The 18,873-nt window shown below is 59.0% G+C and carries 14 protein-coding genes, 2 pseudogenes and 1 riboswitch; of the genes and pseudogenes, 8 read left to right on the top strand and 8 right to left on the bottom strand.

Going from position 1 to position 18,873, the window contains the following annotated elements; genetic code table 11:
- Window positions 1-33: 33 nt before the first annotated feature.
- The gene (locus tag NKI39_RS27100) at window positions 34-288 is read right to left on the bottom strand and encodes a hypothetical protein (RefSeq protein WP_352835688.1); all 255 of its coding nucleotides are present in this window, start codon (window positions 286-288) and stop codon (window positions 34-36) included.
- Between the two features lie 348 nt (window positions 289-636).
- On the opposite strand from NKI39_RS27100, the gene NKI39_RS27095 reads away from it, so the two are divergent.
- Window positions 637-849: a cold-shock protein gene (locus NKI39_RS27095; protein WP_023679670.1), complete on the top strand. Its 213-nt coding sequence runs from the start codon at window positions 637-639 to the stop codon at window positions 847-849.
- Between the two features lie 227 nt (window positions 850-1,076).
- Here NKI39_RS27095 and NKI39_RS27090 read toward each other — a convergent pair whose 3' ends face one another.
- The gene (locus NKI39_RS27090; RefSeq protein ID WP_352835687.1) at window positions 1,077-1,547 is read right to left on the bottom strand and encodes a Ros/MucR family transcriptional regulator; all 471 of its coding nucleotides are present in this window, start codon (window positions 1,545-1,547) and stop codon (window positions 1,077-1,079) included.
- A 612-nt stretch (window positions 1,548-2,159) separates the two neighbouring features.
- Between NKI39_RS27090 and NKI39_RS27085 the strand changes: the two genes are divergently transcribed.
- Window positions 2,160-2,408 (top strand): DUF982 domain-containing protein, encoded by a 249-nt coding sequence (locus tag NKI39_RS27085; protein ID WP_352835685.1) that lies wholly within the window; start codon window positions 2,160-2,162, stop codon window positions 2,406-2,408.
- 792 nt (window positions 2,409-3,200) lie between these two features.
- Complete coding sequence (locus tag NKI39_RS27080) at window positions 3,201-4,256, top strand: cytochrome-c peroxidase (protein ID WP_352835682.1); 1,056 nt, start codon at window positions 3,201-3,203, stop codon at window positions 4,254-4,256.
- Between the two features lie 1,044 nt (window positions 4,257-5,300).
- On the opposite strand, the gene NKI39_RS27075 is transcribed toward NKI39_RS27080, so the two are convergent.
- Together NKI39_RS27075 and pdxR are read right to left on the bottom strand one after the other, a co-directional pair.
- Window positions 5,301-6,008 carry a B3/B4 domain-containing protein gene (locus NKI39_RS27075; protein WP_352615370.1) on the bottom strand — a complete coding sequence of 236 codons (708 nt, stop codon included), beginning with the start codon at window positions 6,006-6,008 and terminating at the stop codon, window positions 5,301-5,303.
- 459 nt (window positions 6,009-6,467) lie between these two features.
- Window positions 6,468-7,964, bottom strand: a complete 1,497-nt coding sequence (gene pdxR / locus NKI39_RS27070; protein WP_352835680.1) for a MocR-like pyridoxine biosynthesis transcription factor PdxR — start codon at window positions 7,962-7,964, stop codon at window positions 6,468-6,470.
- An 83-nt stretch (window positions 7,965-8,047) separates the two neighbouring features.
- On the opposite strand from pdxR, the gene NKI39_RS27065 reads away from it, so the two are divergent.
- From NKI39_RS27065 to NKI39_RS27055, 3 genes are read left to right on the top strand one after another with little or no spacing between them, the layout of a single operon-like run.
- Window positions 8,048-9,280, top strand: a complete 1,233-nt coding sequence (locus NKI39_RS27065) for a trans-sulfuration enzyme family protein (RefSeq protein ID WP_352615368.1) — start codon at window positions 8,048-8,050, stop codon at window positions 9,278-9,280.
- A 52-nt stretch (window positions 9,281-9,332) separates the two neighbouring features.
- Complete coding sequence (locus NKI39_RS27060; RefSeq protein WP_352835677.1) at window positions 9,333-10,235, top strand: dihydrodipicolinate synthase family protein; 903 nt, start codon at window positions 9,333-9,335, stop codon at window positions 10,233-10,235.
- A 34-nt stretch (window positions 10,236-10,269) separates the two neighbouring features.
- The gene (locus NKI39_RS27055) at window positions 10,270-10,464 is read left to right on the top strand and encodes an FMN-binding negative transcriptional regulator (RefSeq protein WP_352835674.1); all 195 of its coding nucleotides are present in this window, start codon (window positions 10,270-10,272) and stop codon (window positions 10,462-10,464) included.
- A gap of 98 nt (window positions 10,465-10,562) precedes the next feature.
- Here NKI39_RS27055 and metE read toward each other — a convergent pair whose 3' ends face one another.
- The gene (gene metE / locus NKI39_RS27050; RefSeq protein ID WP_352835742.1) at window positions 10,563-12,905 is read right to left on the bottom strand and encodes a 5-methyltetrahydropteroyltriglutamate--homocysteine S-methyltransferase; all 2,343 of its coding nucleotides are present in this window, start codon (window positions 12,903-12,905) and stop codon (window positions 10,563-10,565) included.
- A gap of 94 nt (window positions 12,906-12,999) precedes the next feature.
- A riboswitch (cobalamin riboswitch) is annotated at window positions 13,000-13,200 on the bottom strand.
- A gap of 417 nt (window positions 13,201-13,617) precedes the next feature.
- Between metE and NKI39_RS27045 the strand changes: the two genes are divergently transcribed.
- A complete protein-coding gene (locus NKI39_RS27045) occupies window positions 13,618-14,001 on the top strand; it encodes a hypothetical protein (RefSeq protein WP_352835671.1) in 384 nt (127 codons plus the stop codon).
- A gap of 316 nt (window positions 14,002-14,317) precedes the next feature.
- On the opposite strand, the gene NKI39_RS27040 is transcribed toward NKI39_RS27045, so the two are convergent.
- The 3 genes and pseudogenes from NKI39_RS27040 to tyrS all read right to left on the bottom strand — a co-directional run bounded on the left by NKI39_RS27040 (window position 14,318) and on the right by tyrS (window position 18,167).
- A complete protein-coding gene (locus tag NKI39_RS27040) occupies window positions 14,318-15,151 on the bottom strand; it encodes a helix-turn-helix transcriptional regulator (protein WP_352515945.1) in 834 nt (277 codons plus the stop codon).
- Window positions 15,152-15,362: 211 nt separating this feature from the next.
- Window positions 15,363-16,677 (bottom strand): annotated as a pseudogene (locus tag NKI39_RS27035) (MFS transporter); the annotation flags it as partial.
- A gap of 230 nt (window positions 16,678-16,907) precedes the next feature.
- Window positions 16,908-18,167 (bottom strand): tyrosine--tRNA ligase, encoded by a 1,260-nt coding sequence (gene tyrS, locus NKI39_RS27030; RefSeq protein ID WP_352746511.1) that lies wholly within the window; start codon window positions 18,165-18,167, stop codon window positions 16,908-16,910.
- A gap of 509 nt (window positions 18,168-18,676) precedes the next feature.
- On the opposite strand from tyrS, the pseudogene NKI39_RS27025 reads away from it, so the two are divergent.
- Window positions 18,677-18,805 (top strand): annotated as a pseudogene (locus tag NKI39_RS27025) (IS5/IS1182 family transposase); the annotation flags it as partial.
- Between the last annotated feature and the right edge of the window lie 68 nt (window positions 18,806-18,873).

Raw genomic sequence — 18,873 nt, 5'->3', positions numbered from 1 at the left:
GCAAACGCATCCCTGGCGGCGTGGTCCCTAAGGTCAAGAGCATCGGGTGAGTAACAGCCTGATCCTGCTCAATCTGATGCGCGCCAACCGCCTCGCCGGATTGTGGAACCGCTCGCGGGTAGCTTCTAGCACAAACAGCAAGGTCATGAAATCAAGTAGGAAGTCGTCGATCGCTTGGGCGATTGTTTCTGACTTGCCCTTGAACTGGTCCAGCAAAACGCGCGCGTTATCGATCGCTTCCACGCTGGTGGCATCGATTAACCCCTCGACCCTCTTGAAACAACCCAATTCGAAACTCCTTCAAGCGCTTGCCAAGCCGTTATGCACGAAGGTAGCTCCGTGAACTACCCGGCCCTTTGACCTGGCGGCACGAGCAGCGGTCGGCCTTACGTCCCGTGCCTCCAAGCACCAGCCATAGACGTGGCGCTGAGGAGCGTTGGAAGGATCGGGCGCTTCCGGCCATGCTCGAGCGGTAGTGTAGGACACTGCTTGCTGGCGACTACGGCCAAAATGGAGTGCGCCAGCTGATCGGGACTTAACAATTTTTCGCTTTTTGCTGTGCCCAAGTCTCGGCTATGAGTCGGGGCAGGCCTAATGGCCTGCCCAGGTTGCAATTGTTAAGGAGGAAATACGTATATGCCTACTGGAACGGTAAAGTGGTTCAACAGCACCAAGGGGTTTGGATTTATCCAGCCCGACAATGGCGGTCCGGATGTTTTCGTCCACATTTCCGCTGTCGAACGCGCGGGCCTCTCGACCCTCGCTGACGGCCAGAAGATCAACTATGAGATCGAGCAGGATCGCCGCACCGGCAAGTCCTCCGCTGGCAGCCTCAGCAAAGCTGGTTGAAATTTTCTCCTGCGTCTTGGCAAGAGTGGGCGCGTAGGTCCGGAGGTCCTCACGGCCGCTCGATAGGAGCGAGCAAAAACTGAGGGCAGCAGATTGCTGCAGGCGTCGCGAATTCCTCATGAAACAAAGTTGTTTGAAAGGAAGGCGGGGTTGGCCCCGCCTTTTTATATGACGCGCAGATTAAGCCGATGGCTGCAACGCTCCAGAACGAATCTCGATTGCCGAAATCAAGCCGCGACCTTCTTGCGGGTTCGCTTCGTCGACGCCGGCTCCGGCGCTTCCGGCGCTTTCGGTTTGCGGCCGAGCCCCATCGTCTTGGCCAATGACGAGCGTGCGGCGGCGTAGTTCGGCGCGACCATGGGATAATCCGCCGGCAGGCCCCATTTGGCCCGATATCCATCCGGCGTCAGCCCATAGTGGGTCGACAGATGGCGCTTTAGCGATTTGAATTTCTTCCCGTCCTCAAGGGAGATGATGTAGTCCGGTGTGACCGACTTCCTGATCGGGACTGCAGGCGTAAGGGCAACCGGCTTTTCTGCAGAGACACCTCCGGCCGTCCCTTTCAGAGCCGCGTGCACTTGGCCGATGAGGGCAGGGAGATCCCCCACCGGGATCGGATTGTTGGAGACATAGGCTGAGACGACATCGGCCGTGAGCTCGATGAGGGTGTCGATGTTTTTTTCGGCTTCTTCTGTCATGAAACTCTCCAGGCGGCGTGAAACACAGTCGGCGAAGCGTCGCTTCATAGTGGCGGTCGCCGCTGAAAGCAACCAAGGTCTCGACAGGATTATTGCGATGCTCGTCCAGCAGCGAGATCTATAGCGCGGTATCGCGCCGTCATGACCGTTGATGCGTTCCGTTGTTGGCGACCTGCCGCGGTGCTTGCGCATTTTCAGGCGCGTCTCGGCCGTAAGCTTTGTGCCAAAACGACCAGTAATCTCGAAACGAAGCAGGCTGTTTCTGTTCGCCATCCTCTCTTTGGCTGTGAAATCGGTGGCAGAGCAGTGGCCGCTTCCTGGTGGCGCGTGGAGGAACTATCAAGCGTGGATTCGCAATGGTCGAAACGATGTAGATTCATCCGGTGAGCCGCTCTCGCAGCAGGATGTTAGGGATTGGACCGCTGGTAAACCGAGGACCTCACGCCGCTGCTTTGCTATTGAACCGCTATCGCTGTGACAACACATTCCGCAATGGTGGGCGGGTGTAGAGGAGGCGCCTTACGCAAACTAGCGGTTCAGCAGGTCGGGAGGAACGCATGAGCTCAGGGGACTTTCAGCAGCCCACTTTTCGTAAGGCGTGCAGCGCACATCGTGCAAGAGATTGCCAGTCCTGCGGATGCTATCGATTTTCTCAACGAATGGCCAGAAGATCGCAGAGACCGGATCTACCAAGCCGCCCTCAGGGCGTGCTTTGATGCATACAACGGACGAAAACCTGCGAGCGCAGCGCGCAAGACTTTTTTCCGCTTTGCGAAACAGGTCGTCATATTGGAAGATGCAACCTCCGCGATGCAATGGCTCGCTGCCTGCATGTCGGACAGTGGAAAAGCGCAAGTATAGGCGTCGTCAGTCGGTGTGAGGCTGGAGCGGGTACGCCGATGGGGTTATTGTATGGAGATTTCGCCGGCATCTCGAGCGTACTATAGCCTTGCGCGCTATGACGATGTTAATCATCTTGTTGTTATTGTAAATCAGCTTCTCGCGACAGGACTGCAACGCTTCCGGTGTGAAAATCACTGCGTGGGACTTGGTTCTCTCAAATTCATGACGGTAAATTGCCCTGTAATTATCGCAAAGCAGTTGTCCCATGAAGCTGATAAACGAGGCCAAAATTGTGCTCCGTCGTCTGCCAATATTCGCTCGATCGAGGCTATAGGCCTCACAAGCCAATCAAAACAGCTACTTGGGCGCCCTTTGAAATTCGTTAATTTCGCTCAGCCCAAACGGCCCTCCACGTCGAAAGTAAGATTGTCCCGCAAAGCGTGCTACAAGACGCGATCCCGGATCGATTTGGGCCAACGTCGATCTGGCGAAGGCACGCCGGAAATCGAGCCGGACCTGCAGCGGAACAGATAACCCGAACCGAAATCTGAGACAGCGGCGGACCCGATTTCTTCATGGTAGAAGGCGCAGAGAGAACCGGAGCACGGCTCCGGCGCCGCCGCTTGCCGAGCAGCGATCCTCCGGCTCCCTGAAATCCAATCGAGAAGAGCGTTCACTTCCGAGACGGTCCCATCTCTGCCGCGAAAACAGGTGTCAGACCCCGGTCCTCTCCCGCAGCTGATCTAGCGCAGGGCGTTCATGAGCCGCATATCCCAGAGTGGCTGCGTGCACGATGCAGCGAGATCATTTATGAAAATCCTATTTAGTACGATGGCTGTCCCCTTGCTGGCAGCCACCGCTTTTGCTGCGGATTCGATCCCCGCAGACCTCAGAGAAACGGCACTGGCCACCTTCAGGGCTTTGCCATCCACCACGCCGGCAGTCGCCAACAACCCGATCACCCCGGAAAAGATCGCTCTCGGCAAGGCACTGTTCTTCGATCCACGCGTTTCTGCGTCAGGCGTCTTGTCGTGCAACTCGTGCCACAACCTGGCCACCGGCGGCGACGACAATCACGAAACCTCGATCGGCCATGGTTGGCAGAAGGGACAGCGCAACGCGCCGACTGTACTGAACGCTGTCTTCAACATCGCCCAGTTCTGGGATGGTCGTGCCGCAGACCTGAAGGCTCAGGGGAAGGGACCGGTCCAAGCCGGCATCGAAATGGCCAATACACCGGGCCAAGTCATCGCCACGCTCAAGTCCATGCCGCAATATGTCGAGTGGTTCGATGCAGCTTTTCCGGCTGAAGCCGATCGGGTCACCTTCGACAACTTCGCCAAGGCAATCGAAGCCTTCGAGGCGACACTGGTCACGCCGGCCCCCTTCGACAGCTTCCTGAATGGTGATGAGCTTGCCATGACTTCCGAACAGAAACAGGGCCTGGCGCTTTTCATGGACAAAGGCTGCTCGTCCTGCCATGCCGGCATCAACGTTGGTGGGGAAGCCTATTACCCATTCGGCCTCGTGGAACAGCCCAGCGCCGAGGTCCTGCCGGAAAAAGACAAAGGCCGATTTGCGGTCACCAATGCAGCCGACGATTCCTATGTTTTCCGCGTGGCGCCGCTGCGCAACGTTGCACTCACCGCGCCATACTTTCATTCGGGCAAGGTTTGGGATCTGAAACAGGCCGTTGCCATCATGGGAACCACCCAGCTTGGCGTGGTACTGGCGGACGAAGAAGTCGACCTGCTTGTTGACTTCCTCAACTCGCTGACCGGAAAGGCACCCGAGGTCGCCTATCCCATCTTACCCGCCGAAACGGCGACAACACCCCGGCCTATAATGCAGATCTTAGGAAAATAAACGGCCAGCTGACTGCGGAACATCGCAATTGACAATGAGTGCGACTTTTACTGGACGAGACGAGTCGCGACGTCCATGAGAACGCAAATGGCTCGTTTCCAAAGTGCAGGCACTGCTTCCGTCACCATCTCGTTGCGATGGAATCATGTTTGGGATCTGGCGTGCGACATGCCAAGGAAGGCGTCTGACGCATGAGGCTCGCGCGCTGTCGATACCGCGCGGCGGCCGGTCATCGCGCTGGCGGCCGAATTGCCGCGCGCCAAAGTGATCGGCACCCTTAGGGCGAAGGGGCAGCCACTCCGTCCTCCATGTCCAGCGATTCTTCGACTGCTTCCGGATTCCGGGCGATGGTCCAAAGGAGAGTGTTCGCCGCTGCATCCGTTTCGAGCGACCTTGCTCCCAGTTTCGAAGCGTTGCCAGATCGAGGCCATACCTCACGGAGAATGCCTCCTGAGAGAGCTTCGTGCGATCCCGGACTTCGCGAACACTTATCGGCCGCGGCGCATGAACCTTCGCGATCACGCCTGCGGACGACAGTTCATTCTTCAGTGCAATAGGTCGTCGACGCAAGGAACCGTCACGAACGCCTTGCCGTGATCGACCATCTCCGTGAGTATCGCGTGGGCCGTCCTGAGCGGCAGCTGTCTCTTAACGAGAATCCGGGCGGCCTCAGGAGTATTCGCGCCGTGAAGAAAACTGAGGCTCAGTCGGACGGGAGAGCCTGACGACACCGGGACGACGTCCCGGGTTCGCACCCGTTGTCCGTACCGCTCCATGAATTTCGATTTAGTCGACATTAAGCTTCTCCGCGATCACTCGACCGAGCTTGCGCAATTTGGACCATCCCCACTGGAGGCATCGCGATAAAAGTACGCCAAACAACGCTAAGGGAGAACAAGCAGTGATCTGATTTCGTTCGACGCTCGTTTTCGAGAGCCGTTCTGGGTCGTTCGCAATCAACTGTGTAGGCCAGCGGAGCGAGCAAGGAGCGCCAGATCCGGACAGGGCTGAGTGGGGTGTTTCTCCGAAAGGTGGGGCCATACCCTAAGGAACACGAGATCTAGTGGACTCGTCGATTCGCGCGGTTTCGATTCGCGCACCCGGGCACAACGCTTGGATAAGTCCCATCAGATGCTCTCCGGTGGCCGTCGTCTGTTTAGCTGACATTGGGCCGAGGGCTTCCAGCACGAGCCACATGGCGCGGGTATGGACCGTGACCATGGTGCGCCGCCCCTGCCGCCAGTTCCAGCGGCGGCACGTGACACCGGCATCATCGCACCAGATGACTTCGCCCGGTTCGGGATGCTCGGTTACCATTTCACCTTGCTGGATCGTGTCGAATGGCTCCGCTCCCTTCGCAATTAAAAGTCTCGGGACCCCCTGGTAAAGATCGAGATCCTCCCCGCCAATCGGGACGCCATACAACACGCTGACGGCATTGTAGGCATCAACCAGTGGGGATATCCGCGGGAGAGAGCCATCTTTCCGCACCCGCTTGAGAAGCGCGGCGGCCGAGCACGGCGTTCGATTGGCCTTTGTGCCGAAAGCCTCGTAGGCAACGGCCCACGCCGCAAGATGCGCGTCCCTTTGGGCGTCATCGCGAAGCGCGGCCTGTTCCGCCGCCGCAATCGTGTCGTTCAACGCCTGTGCATCCGGCACGTCGATTTCAGCGTTCCGCACCACAATGCTGATCAGATGAAAATCCGGGTAGCGGGCCTTGATCTCGGGGGCAACCAATGGCGTGAAAGACATGGGATGCTCTTTTCTCATGGGGAGGCTTTGCGCTGGGGGTCGTTCGGAAAATGTTTGAAGAAAGGTGCTTGTCGAGCGTCCAGATCTTCTGGCATCGGCATGGTGCATGCCGCACCATGCGCTGGATAATTCCACCATTCGGCCGTGGACAAGGCCTGGTAGAGATCGTCGATTATCTCTTGCGGGTGCTCGAGCCCGCCTCGGCCGGCAACAAGCTACGTCTCCGCCAGATCCTCCTTTTCATTAGGAGGCAGCGGGCGCGATATGGATGTGAAGCAGCTTTCCTTGCCGGGTCATGCATCGCTCTCGGAAATTCATCTCGCACGAAAATCTGCCGCCAAACTGGCCTGATCAACAGCACCAGTTGCATGGCGTTTTCCCAGTCCAGTTGGCTTGCAAACGAAATGCGGTTCAGCCCAAGGGTCGGTTTCCTCGCCAGCACGCCACGTCCCCGCCGTTTTAGCCACCGTGTTCCGGCAACGCATCTTGCACCTGCTTGACAACCGCTCGCAGGATCTCAACGCCCTTCTCGATCTGCCGAATGCTCAAGGCGGCATAGCCCATGACAAGCCCCATGCGATCGATGTGGCCTTCGTCCGACTGCCGCTCGTAAAGGGGCGAGATCAGGTGTAGCCCCAGGCCCGCGCCTCGGGCGGCTTCGACAAGGGTCGTTTCCCGCGATCGCGGCAGTTCGTCGAACCAAACGACGACGTGCAGACCGGCCTCTGCTCCCTGGACAGCGATGCGATCTCCGAAGCTGCGCCGCAAGGCGCCCAGCAACGTCCCCCGACGCTCGCCGTTCAGCCTGCGCACGCGCCGCACATGGCTTTCGTAGCCGCCACTTTCGATCAAACAGGCCAGAGCCTCCTGTTCAGCCACCGGCGAATGCCGGTCCGAGAATTGTTTGGCGGTTGCGAAGACCTCCTGCAATTCCGGCGGGACGACGAGGTAGCCTATGCGCAGCATTGGCGAGAGCGTCTTGGAGATCGTGCCGAGATAGATGACAGCCCCGTGGTCCTGAAGGCTGTGCAGCGGAGGGACCGGATTGATGTCGTAGCGATATTCGCTGTCGTAGTCGTCCTCAATCACATAGGCGCTGTTGTTCCGCGCCCATTCCAGAAGCTGGTGGCGGCGTGTGATCGGCATGACGCCGCCCAGCGGAAACTGATGCGATGGCGTGACATAGGCCAGTCGTGCACCAATCCTCGCCAGCAACTCCGTCTTCATCCCGTCCTCGTCGACGGTGACCGGGATGGGCGAGGCGCCTGTGCTGGCAAAGACCTGACGCGCCATCCTGTAGCACGGGTCCTCGATGACGAAGCGGTCGGCGGGATCGAGAAGCAGGCGCGCGCACAGGTCGAGGCCCTGCTGCGAACCGTTGACGATGATGATCTGCTCGAGGTCGCAGCTCAGGGTTCGGGCGCGCCAGAGATAGCCCTGGAGCGCCTGACGCAGCCGGCGCGAGCCGCGAGGATCGTCATAGGCAAGACGCAACGGGCGCTGCCCCATCGCCTCGTTCATCGCACGTTTCCAGACCAATGCGGGGAAGTCTGACGGCGCCAGGTCGCCATAGCGGAAATCGACCTTCAGTCCAGTCGGCAGATAATCCGGCCAGGGCGGCGTAACGCGCAGTCGTTCGCCATAGGCGGACAGATGAACCGGGCCGACTCGTTTCGCGACAGTGCGGCTCGTCTCAGGACCGATCAACGAAGATGCAACGCGGGGTCGTGCGCCTTGACGGACGTCGATGAAACCTTCCGCGGCCAGTTGCTCATAGGCGACCGTCACCGTCGTTCGCGAAACCCCAAGGTCATTTGCGAGGCCTCGGGAGGAAGGCAGCTGACTGCCGGTTTCGTAGACACTTCCGAGGATCTGCTCGCGAAGAGCCTCGTAGATCTGGCGTGCACCCATCGCGTGCGTGCGACCTGCAGAACCGGTACTTGAAGACTGGACCATTTCATTCATCGCCAACTGGATATTTCACATTGGCCAGTTTGCCGTCAATCTTTCGGAAACCCAAGCAAGATCTTAGAGGCCGAATGACCCGCTCCTATCAATCGGAAACCGATGCTCTCACGCGGTCGCTCAACGACACCGGTCCCGGATTCGCCACTCGGGCGATCCATCATGGCTACGATCCCGCCGGCTTTTCCAATGCCGTTCAGCCGCCAGTCTTCTTGACCTCGACCTATGGATTCGAAAGCGTGGCAGCGAACGAGGCCGCCGCCGCGCTTGGCGGAAGGCTCTATGCGCGCGAATACAATCCGACGACGGAGATCCTCGAACAACGGCTCGCCAATCTGGAAGGAGCCGAGGCAGGTCTGGTCGTTGCCTCGGGGATGGCGGCTTTCGGGACGCTGATCCTGTCGCTCCTGTCCCAAGGCGATGAACTCATCGTCCACAGGACGCTTTATGCGAACACGCTAGCCATGGTCGAACAGGCGGTCCCCCGCTTCGGCATCAAGGTCGTCGCGGTCGACCTGTCCGATCCCCAAAATCTCGATGCCGCGATCACCGAGCGGACCCGGCTTGTTTTCTTCGAGACCCCGGTCAATCCGCTGAGCCGCATCCTCGACATCTCTGCCATTGCCGAGCGCGCCCACGCGCGCGGTGTGAAGGTTGCCGTGGACAGCACCTTCGCCTCGCCCGCGCTCCAGCGCCCACTCGAACATGGGGCCGACATCGTGCTCCACTCGCTGACCAAGTACATCAACGGTCATGGCGATGCCCTTGGGGGCGCGCTTCTGGGCGACGCGCCAACGCTCCGCACGCTGCACGAAACGGGCTTGCGCTACATCACCGGCGCAGCGCTCTCGCCCATGTCAGCCTTCCTGATCCTGCGCGGTCTGAAGACGCTCACGCTGCGCATGGAACGGCACAGCGCCACTGCCCTTGCGGTGGCTCAGGCGCTCCAGGCGCACCCGGCGGTGGCATGGGTGAGTTATCCCTTCCTCGACTCGCACCCTGATCAGGTGACGGCGCGAAAGCAGATGTCCCAAGGGTCGGGCATGTTGGCCTTTGGCCTCCACGCTGGGTTCGAGGGCGCGCGGCGGATGATGGACCGGCTCAACCTGATCACCCGGGCTGTCAGCCTCGGCGATGCCGACAGTCTCATCTATCATCCGGCAAGCCTGACCCGTGCTCGTCAGCCGATCCGCAAGGATGCGCATCTGGCCGATGGAGTCGGCGAGGACCTCATGCGTCTCTCGGTGGGTCTTGAAGACGCCGATGACCTAATCGCCGACCTGCGGCGGGCTCTGGACGCCTTGTGATGACTTGTCGTCCGGCCAGTCCTGCGCTCACGCACAAACCTGGAGCCTTGCCATGGCATTCCTGAGCGGCCTTTCCGCGTTTCCCATCACGCCGACCGATCGTGACGGCCGTGTCGATACCGTTGCTCTGCGCAAGCTGATTGCCAGGCTTTGCGCCGCTCAGGTCGATTCCATCGGTCTTCTCGGCAGCACCGGCACATACATGTATCTGACGCGCGAGGAACGGCGACGGGCGCTCGCCGAGACCTTGGACGAAACCGGGGGACAAATGCCAGTCGTGGTGGGTGTGGGCGCGCTGCGCACCGACGAAGCAGTGAGGTTCGCGCAGGACGCTAAGGCCCTTGGGGCTGCCGCGGGGTTGCTTGCCGCCGCCTCTTACACCCCGCTCACTGAGGACGAGGTGTTCGAACATTTCTCCACGGTGGCGTGCGAGAGCGGCCTGCCGATCGTCATCTACGACAATCCAGGAACGACGCATTTCCATTTCACCCCAGCACTCGTCAGCCGCCTGGCAAAGGTGGGTGGGATTGTCGCTATCAAAAATCCGACAGACAAGGGCGAAGCGATCAAGAGCCATCTGGCCGACCAGAGGCGCACTGTGCCGGAAGGGTTCTCGATCGGCTACAGCGGCGACTGGAACGCCGCAGAGGCCATGATCGCCGGCGCCGACACATGGTACAGCGTCCTCGCCGGCATCCTGCCCGAGGTCTGCGTGAAGATCGTCACGGCGGCGCAACAGGGCGATGCGGCCGAAGCGCGACGGATCGATGCCACGCTTGCGCCGCTCTGGAGACTCTTCAAGGAGTTCTCGAGCCTTCGCGTCGTCTATGCACTCGCCGAATTGCTCGACATTTGCCGTGCCGCCCCCCCGCGTCCCATCCTGCCTCTGCCCTCAGCAGCGAAGCGCCAGATCGCCGCCGCGTTGGAACGCTTGCCATCGGATGCCAGCCGGTGAACAGCGAACCCGGCGGCCAGTGAAAGGAACTGTCATGTATTTACCCGCTCATTTCGATGAACCGAGCCGAGAAGTCCTTTACGAACTGATCGAGAACAACGCACTCGGCGTGCTGATAACCATGGCTGGAGCGGTCTCGACGCCAATCACACAGGGAGAAAACGGTTCCCTTTATTCCTGCGCGATTAGTACACGTGCCGAAGGAAAGTGCACTTTCTCGCTCGAGTGACTTATTTCAAAGGATGTGATCGCGTTTTGGCACATTCACGGCCCACATGCGGCAGCCGCTAACTCACCACATGGTGAGCAACCAGGAAACCTTCCGGCCTACACTTTCTCCCGGAGCGCGCGTGCTGCAGCAACCATGTTCATGAGGGCAGGGCGGACCTCCTCCCACTTGCGGGTTTTGAGGCCACAGTCCGGGTTTACCCACAGTTGGGCATCGGACAGTCGCTCGCGGGCAAGCATGACGAGATCCGAAATCTCGCCGACTTCCGGGACCCGTGGTGAGTGAATGTCGTAGACTCCGGGCCCGATTTCATTCGGATATTTGGAGCTCGTGAAGGCGTCCAGCAGTTCCATTTTCGAGCGCGACGTCTCAATCGAAATGACATCCGCATCCATTTCAGCGATCGCGTCGATGATCTCGTTGAACTCCGAATAGCACATGTGGGTATGGATTTGAGTCGCGTCCTTTACACCCGTTGAAGCGATCCGGAAGCATTCGACAGCCCAGTCGAGATAGTCGTTCCAATCAGACTGGCGCAGTGGCAATCCTTCGCGAAACGCGGCCTCATCGATCTGGATCATCCTTGCGCCGGACCATTCGAGATCCGTCACTTCGTCGCGGATGGCGAGCGCGATCTGGCGGCATGCTTCGGAGCGGGGTACGTCGTCGCGAACAAATGACCAGTTGAGAATGGTCACTGGGCCGGTGAGCATTCCCTTCACAGGGTTTTCCGTAAGCGACTGGGCGAACTGCCACCAGCGCAGCGTCATCGGATTGGGTCTCGATACGTCGCCGAAGATGATGGGGGGGCGCACGTAACGCGACCCATAGCTCTGCACCCAGGCATGCTGGGTGAAGGCGAAGCCGGACAGCTGCTCGCCGAAATGCTGTACCATGTCGTTTCGTTCGAACTCACCGTGCACCAGCACGTCCAGCCCGATCTCTTCCTGCCAGCGAATTGCAGCCTCGATCTCCTTCTTCAGGAAGGTCTCGTAGTCGACATAGCTCAGCTGGCCCTTCGCATGAGCGGCCCGCGCCCTGCGTACCTGCGGCGTCTGCGGGAAGGACCCGATGGTCGTCGTCGGGAACGGCGGCAGCCCGAGCGTGCCGGCCTGGACTCTGGAGCGCTCGGCAAAAGCGCTCTCTCGTCGCTTCATGCTGTCGTCAATGCTGGCGATCCGCCCCTCAACCAGCGGGTCATGGATCTTCGTGGATGTCACGCGAGTGGCGGCAGCCTCGGCAGACGCTTTCAACGCGCCTGCCACCGCATCCCTGCCTTGGGACAGGGCCCGGGCAAGCAACACCAACTCGTCGGTCTTCTGGGCCGCGAAGGCGAGCCACGACCTGATGTCCGCGTCGAGTTCCGTCTCCATGCGGAGGTCGATCGGCACATGCAGCATCGAGCAAGAAGGCGCGATCTCGACGCGGTCCAAGGGCCAGCCGGCGACGATCGGTTTGATGCGGTCGAGAATGGCGGGCAGGTTCGCACGCCAGACGTTGCGGCCATCGATCAAGCCAAGCGAGAGCACCAGATCCTTCGGTGCGAGCCGACCCACCGTTTCCAGCTGCTCGGGAGCGCGCACGAGATCAATATGCAGCCCGGCCAGGGGCAGAGAAACCGCGGTTTCGAGATTGTCTCCCAGCGGCCCGAAATAGGCAGCCAGCATGATCTTCAACTCGGGCGCGGCTTTTGACAGCTGGCCATAGGCGAATTCGAACGCAGCTCGTTCGTTCGGGTTCAGATCGAGGACAAGCGCTGGCTCATCGATCTGCACCCAATCGGCACCCGACAGCTTCAAGCTCCGCAGGAGTTGCTCGTAGACGGGCAGAAGCCGTGGTAGGAGCGCGATGGGATCGAAGCCGGCAGGCGATTTAGCCAGCTTGAGGAAGGTGACCGGTCCAAGGATGACTGGGCGTGTGTGAATGCCGAGGGCTTTAGCCTCGAGGAAGTAATCAACCGGCTTCGTCGACGAAAGAGCGAACGTCTGATCATCGTCTAGTTCCGGCACAATGTAGTGATAGTTGGTGTCAAACCACTTGGTCATTTCCATCGCGGTTACGCCAGGCCGATGAGCCGCATGCTGGTGACCACCGTGCCCACAATCCTCCGTCTGACCTTGGTTGCCGCGCGCCATAGCGAAGTAGATGTCGAGTGGGACCTCGCCGCCATTCCAGCCGTAACGGGACGGAAGGGCGCCGACCATGGCTGCGGTGTCGAGCACATGGTCGTAAAGCGAGAAGTCGTTCGACGGGATTTTCGACACGCCGCGATCGCGTTGCTCCTCCCAGCTAGCGGCACGGAGCGCCTTCGCCGTCGTGAGAAGGTCGGCAGCGGACGATTTTCCGGACCAGTAGCTTTCAAGCGCGAATTTCAGTTCTCGCCGACGACCGAAGCGGGGCACGCCGAGCGTTGCTACAGGAATTTGCTGAGAGACAGTCATGCATACCCCGATGGTTGGGGCGTCGGTGACAAGGAAGGCGCTAGCAGGCCGGCACGAACGCCAGGCTGCAGCGGCCATCGAGACACCCCGCCCGTGGACGTAATTCGCCGTGGCAGGTCTCCTGGCTCGCGGGGTCATAGCCTCTACCCGTCTTCCCAAGGCTATTCGCCTCAGTGACATGAGTGGGGTTGGCTCGCCGCTAACAGTTGCGGGGGCAGCGCCGGCATCGCACCGGCTTCCCTCTTAGCTCCGCTGCGGCAGCGCCGTACGGAGAACCACGACACGGGAGACAATTACCGCAGTTCGCTTCTTTGTCAACGTCGCATAAAGAAATGTTTATGTCGTTATGTTAAATTTCCGTTGGCATGTTGCCAAAGGTCGCCTTGAAAGCGAAACTATGGAAGCCTTGAGCGGCCGGTAAATCAAAGCAATAACGCACAGCGGTCCAGGAGGATAGGAGTTCGTCGGCTGCCGGCGGCAAACTACCGGCAAGCGCCGTGGTGCTGCTTCCCGCATCATGCGAACGCCACCTCGGCGTCGAACTTCGGCTCCGAGCTTCCGACCGCTTCGTTGGTGATCTGCTCGCGACCACATCCGGCTCAATGGCGAGGCTGTTGCCCATGTGGAAACTGTTGGCCGTGATGCCCTCGGTGATACGACACAACGATTTCGGGGGGAGCACCCGAGGCCCGGCGCAGCGGCCTGTTACGAAGTGATCGAGGCCAATGTCTCGAACTGCGTGTTCGCAGCCCACCGGCTCAAGGTAACCCGGCTCAAACCACCGGGCCAGCTCAAGTCCTGTCCAAATGGGCCTGAGCGGCAAATCGTCGTGCACGGGCACGGTTTGGCGTTCGATCTTGTGATGCGTCTTGGGCGGACAATCGCCACGGTGCAGCGCGCAGAAGCGGTTCCCCAATTGGAAGCCGAGGGCGGTGAGGGCAAGCCAGCGCCACGGGCGGAGGGGGACTTGGACCTGTTTGCCCTGCTGGACCACAAGTTCGCGACACAGGGCCTCAAGGAGAAGACCAAGAGTGATTGCGCGGGACCTCGCCAAATCATCAAAAGCAGCGGGCAGTCAAAGTTCGGCGCCGATTGACATGGAGATAGCCATCGCGGCGGACCCCCAGGCGGACCGCAAGCCGGAATACAACCGGGTGCAGGCGGCCAAGCTCGTCCACAAGATGGCGTCGGGCATATACCGGCGATGGGAGAGCGGACCGTGGAGTGCAGGAACTTCACGCCTATCCACGCTCCCGTGGACGTGTCCTGCGGCACATCGGCAGCGATATTGAGGAGGCAGTTGAGCTTCTGGTCGAGCACTCTTACCTGCCACTACCTACGCTTAACGTCATCTCGTACTGAAAACGCACCACGCAAGGTCGAGATGTAACATGCGCCCTTCGTGGATGGTTCTAAGCTTCCTCGGGCGCGGTCAATCTGTGATAACGGTCGCTTGGAACCTCCATCACCGCGACGCGATCAAGGTTGGCGTATCGCGCTCGGTAGTAACCTTCTTCCTCCACTTCGGCGAAACTACACTGGGGAACGTCAAAGGTCGCAGCTTCCAATCCGAAGAAAGTCGTAGCGGTTTCTTCATCCAAGAAGTTCCACTCATCTTCTCCGTCGTCATATGTGACGCGAACATAGGAGGCCATGCGCACGGCTTCCTGATCACCCATCTCTGCGATGATGGCATCGCATTCTTTCTTCAGCTTTCCTGAAACCTCACCCTTATCCCAGTCATCCAAAGCCCGATAGATTTCTGGATGATAATACTCTGGCATCTCCTCTACATCGTCACCGATAAGCTCAATGGTGCGGACATATTGCGGATTTATCAAGAGTATTTTGTTGTCAAGGCTCCAACAATACAGCCATGGCCTGCTTGTGTTATTTCTACGAAGATTATGAAGTTCCTTCAATTGACGTAAAATCGATTCACGCGCCTTTTCATCGATAGGATATTGGCGGCTGCCAACAGTCGTCTTGATTCTGAGCGTGCCGTATCGCGTTTCGGCATCGGCAATTGCAAACGGGCTCGTGCGCCACTCCTCGACATCAATCTTCCAGCCCAGCAGCTCCTCGACCGTGCATTTCAACGTGAGACAAAGGTCCTTGATCTGCTCGACGTTCAACTGCGTTTTGCCTGTTTCCCAACGGGCCACAGTCTGTTGCGTCGTTGCCATCTGCTCTGCCAAATCTTTTTGAGTCATGCCCAGTCGAACCCTAAGCTCTTTCATGTTCATAACTCACCTCGCGTGTTCAACACACGCATTGTGGATGAATTAATCTAACACGTCAAGCGTGTTCAAAAATCGCAGCATGTGTTTTTAGGGCGTCTTCGAGGCTCCCGCAGCCGTTCGTGACCACTTGCGCAAGACACAGGGCTGGTACACAGCACGAACGGGCGATCAAAAATTACTGCTGAATTCAGATAATTATTGTGGGCGAGTCTGGATCTCTCTGATCGACACGATAGTCGACCATCACCATGATCGGACCGCTCGTGGCCGCAGGTCAAGTTGCAGCGTCGGTTCGCTGAACTTGTTGGTAGGATCCAGATTGAGCGTTTCAAAATCCGGCTGACGCAGAAGGATGCCCATCAGTCCCCCAATGACAAGAACCAGCTGGCGGACGAGCAAGGCTCCCGAAACACCTTGGACATCCGCCAGTTCGCCCCAAAGCCAGCTTCCCGCCGCCATGCCGCCGTATGTGGCCGTCTGATAGAGAGAGGGCGCGTCCAACCACCCACCGCGGCGCCGAAAGCTGCACGGACGTTAAACAGCGAGAATGATTGAATCCAAGCCGCACCGGCTGGCATGAGGTTGAGACAGCTCAGCCCAACGTGCTCGCTCCATGCCCGAAAGAAGCAGCTGATCGCCAATACAAAGAACGCACCGCGAATGACCCATTCGTTGGAGAGAACTTCTCGGACCCGCCCGATGAGGAGCGCGCCGCAAATCGCTCCCAGGCCGAAGAAGCCGAGCATCACGCCGTAGGTGACTGCGGTCCCTTTGATCTGTTCGCGAGCGACCAACGGCAGGAGAGCCAAAATGACAACGGCGGTGAGGCCGAAAATGAACTCCGGCACATCACCTTGAGAAGGTTCGGCGACAAGAGCACGTAACGGAAGCCCGCCGCCATCGCACTGCCGAAAGCCTCCCGCGGCAGCGCTTGTCGTGCCCGTTCGGCTTTCCATCGCAACAGCGCAGCGATCAGAGCGAAGTAGCAAAGGACGTTGAAGAGGAACGCGAAGCCCGCACCGGCTGTGGCCACGATTATGCCGCCAATCGCCGGCCCGATGCTGCGCATGAGATTGTAGCTCATGCCGTTGAGCGCAACCCCGCTTGGCAGGTGTTCGCGAGGCAGGATATCTCCCATGGAGGCTTGCCAAGAGGGATCGTGCAATGCCCAACCACAGCCGATTAGGAAGGTGAGACCCAGAAGGGTCCAGGGTGTCATTCCCCGCATAGGTCAGGAACGCCAGGAAGGCGGATACGCAGACCATCAGCAGTTGCGCAGTCAACATGATCCGGCGACGGTCAAACTTGTCCGCGAGCGCTCCCGCCGCGAGCGAGAAGATCATGTAGGGGAGGGTGGTCGATGACTGGACGAGCGCCACCATTCCATGGGAGGTGGCGATGCTCGTCATCAGCCAAGCTGCCGCCGCACCTTCCACTAGGGTGCCAAGGCTCGAAATGAGTGCAGCCGACCATAGCGAACGGAAGGTCTTGTGCTGAAAAGGAACCAGTGAAGATGTTCTCTTCGCCATTGTGGGAAGCTTCGGGATCGACCGCCGGGCTGGATTTGGTTCGCCTCACTCAACCATGGCCTCGCCATACAAGCCAAGCTGCCACAATGGCGCGCCTGCTAACTCAGAAAACTTGGCGGCCTTAACTACCCCCTGAGGAGTGTCTCTCGACATTCCTCAGGGAACTCGACGCGAATGTCTGCAATATCCGCTAAGCGGGCAGAATTTCTGCGACAGCATTTGCTGAAACCCTACTTTACAACAGTGTGGCGCTTCCGGCCGAGCGAAAGCCGGATCGGGAGGTCTTGGGAAGATATCATTGTATCAACCTCGACAACGTTGCCGTTGATCCGCACACCTCGTCCCGAGATCGCCCTTCGCGCTTCCCCTTTGGAGGAGGTCAATCCGGCGCGTACCAGCAAATCCACAAGGGCTACTCCGGCCAACCCCTCGGCGTCATTTAGATGAAGCGTCGGTAGCCCCTCTGCGGCTTCGCCCTGCCCAAATGCTTGGCTAGCCGTGGCCTCCGCCTGTTTGGCGGCGTTAGTTCCATGTGCCAGGGCCGTAGCTTCGTTGGCGAGACGTTCTTTGACGGCGTTTAGCTCGGTTCCTTCAGCCTGTCCAAATCGCTCGATCTCGTTCATCGGCAGATCGGTGAAAAGCTTCAGAAACCGAACGACATCAGCGTCTTCCGTGTTACGCCAGAATTGCCAGTAATCGTATGGCGAAAGGCGATCTTCGTTGAGCCACACAGCTCCGGCAGCCGTCTTACCCATCTTGACACCTGAAGGAGTCTTCAGAAGCGGCGTAGTCACTCCGAAGACTTCCTTTCCATCCGTCCGCCGTATCAAGTCGATGCCATTGATGATGTTCCCCCACTGGTCGGCTCCACCCATCTGCAAACGGCAACCGGTCCGGCGGGTTAGCTCAAGGAAGTCGAACGCTTGGAGGATCATGTAGTTGAATTCTAAGAAGCTCAGATTCTCCTGCTTTTCCAGCCGCGACTTCACACTGTCGAAAGAGAGCATCCGATTGACGGAGAAATGCCTGCCGACGTCTCTCAGCATGTCGATCCAACGAATGCTGTCCAGCCAGTCGGCATTGTTCACCATCACGGCATCCGTCGGGCCGTCTCCGAAGACAAGGAGACGGCCAAAGACCTTTCTGATCCCTTCAATGTTGGCGGCGATCCGCTCGTCCGTCAGCATCGGCCGCGCGTCCGAACGGAAGCTGGGATCGCCGATGCGGGTGGTCCCACCCCCAATGAGAACGATGGGTTTATGGCCAGTCTGCTGAAGATGACGAAGCGCCATGATCAGAAGAAGATGGCCGACATGAAGACTGTCAGCCGTCGCATCGAAACCAGCGTAAGCGGGTACGATGCCTGCTTCAAAGGCGGCATCGACACCCGGCAGGTCGGTCCCTTGATTTACATAGCCGCGCTCAATGAGCGTCTTCAAAGCCGCCGAATATGGTTTGGAATGACCGGTTGATAAATCGGGAAGTGCCATAGGGAATCCTCCTGGTATTGCCGCCAGGGGGTCCTCTCAATGAACAAAGCCGCCTGACGGCGGCTTGTTTCAAGGCATGATCGAAACGCGCCGCTCCTTATGGAAGCGTCGCATAATAGATTGCAGCGATGAGCGCCGACTTGATCATGTGCCGATGCATAAAGGACTTTATCCGCACCTGCAAGCAATCTGAAATGGCTACTTCGGGGAGCTGCCGAGCCTCTGTCGCGACGATTTGCAACTGACTTTTGCACCTCGCAGAACTCAACTTTTGCGACAGCATTTCCTGCTTCCCGCTTTCCTTCTGATGTCGAGCCCAGCGCGCTTCACCTGCGCTTCGCTGCAGCCGGTCAGCTTTGCCGTCCTGCTGATACTGTTGCCGCCAGACCGGAAGACAATAATGCGTTCGTGTGTCACCAAGTCAGCTTGGCCTCCGGCGGTGCGGCTTATCCGGATGACTGCACGCGATCAGTTGCTGGTTCAAGACAGGGAAGAAGGCCTGCATCGGCTATTTCTATGCCTGGCGGGACAACGGGCTGTGGAAGACCATCAACTTCCACTTGGTGGCTGCGGCACGCCTGGCGCTTGGTCGCGAGGCGAGCCCGAGCGCCGGTGTCATCGACAGATGGGGTATTCGGCTTGAGCCTCATCTTTTGGCGGAGATGCCATCAAGGTGCTGCGCTTCGAGCTGATGATAAAACGTGGT

Origin of the sequence: Mesorhizobium sp. M0664 (genome assembly GCF_040320565.1) — a bacterium.
Lineage (GTDB): Bacteria > Pseudomonadota > Alphaproteobacteria > Rhizobiales > Rhizobiaceae > Mesorhizobium.
Note: the sequence above shows the minus strand (reverse complement) of the source record. Positions and strands in the feature narration are given on the sequence as shown.

Coding starts and splice junctions, on each gene's coding strand:
- NKI39_RS27095 (WP_023679670.1), top strand. CDS start 637: ATGCCTACTGGAACGGTAAAGTGGTTCAACAGCACCAAGGGGTTTGGA.
- NKI39_RS27090 (WP_352835687.1), bottom strand. CDS start 1,547: ATGACAGAAGAAGCCGAAAAAAACATCGACACCCTCATCGAGCTCACG.
- NKI39_RS27080 (WP_352835682.1), top strand. CDS start 3,201: ATGAAAATCCTATTTAGTACGATGGCTGTCCCCTTGCTGGCAGCCACC.
- NKI39_RS27075 (WP_352615370.1), bottom strand. CDS start 6,008: ATGTCTTTCACGCCATTGGTTGCCCCCGAGATCAAGGCCCGCTACCCG.
- pdxR (WP_352835680.1), bottom strand. CDS start 7,964: ATGGTCCAGTCTTCAAGTACCGGTTCTGCAGGTCGCACGCACGCGATG.
- NKI39_RS27065 (WP_352615368.1), top strand. CDS start 8,048: ATGACCCGCTCCTATCAATCGGAAACCGATGCTCTCACGCGGTCGCTC.
- NKI39_RS27060 (WP_352835677.1), top strand. CDS start 9,333: ATGGCATTCCTGAGCGGCCTTTCCGCGTTTCCCATCACGCCGACCGAT.
- NKI39_RS27055 (WP_352835674.1), top strand. CDS start 10,270: ATGTATTTACCCGCTCATTTCGATGAACCGAGCCGAGAAGTCCTTTAC.
- metE (WP_352835742.1), bottom strand. CDS start 12,905: ATGACTGTCTCTCAGCAAATTCCTGTAGCAACGCTCGGCGTGCCCCGC.
- NKI39_RS27040 (WP_352515945.1), bottom strand. CDS start 15,151: ATGAACATGAAAGAGCTTAGGGTTCGACTGGGCATGACTCAAAAAGAT.
- tyrS (WP_352746511.1), bottom strand. CDS start 18,167: ATGGCACTTCCCGATTTATCAACCGGTCATTCCAAACCATATTCGGCG.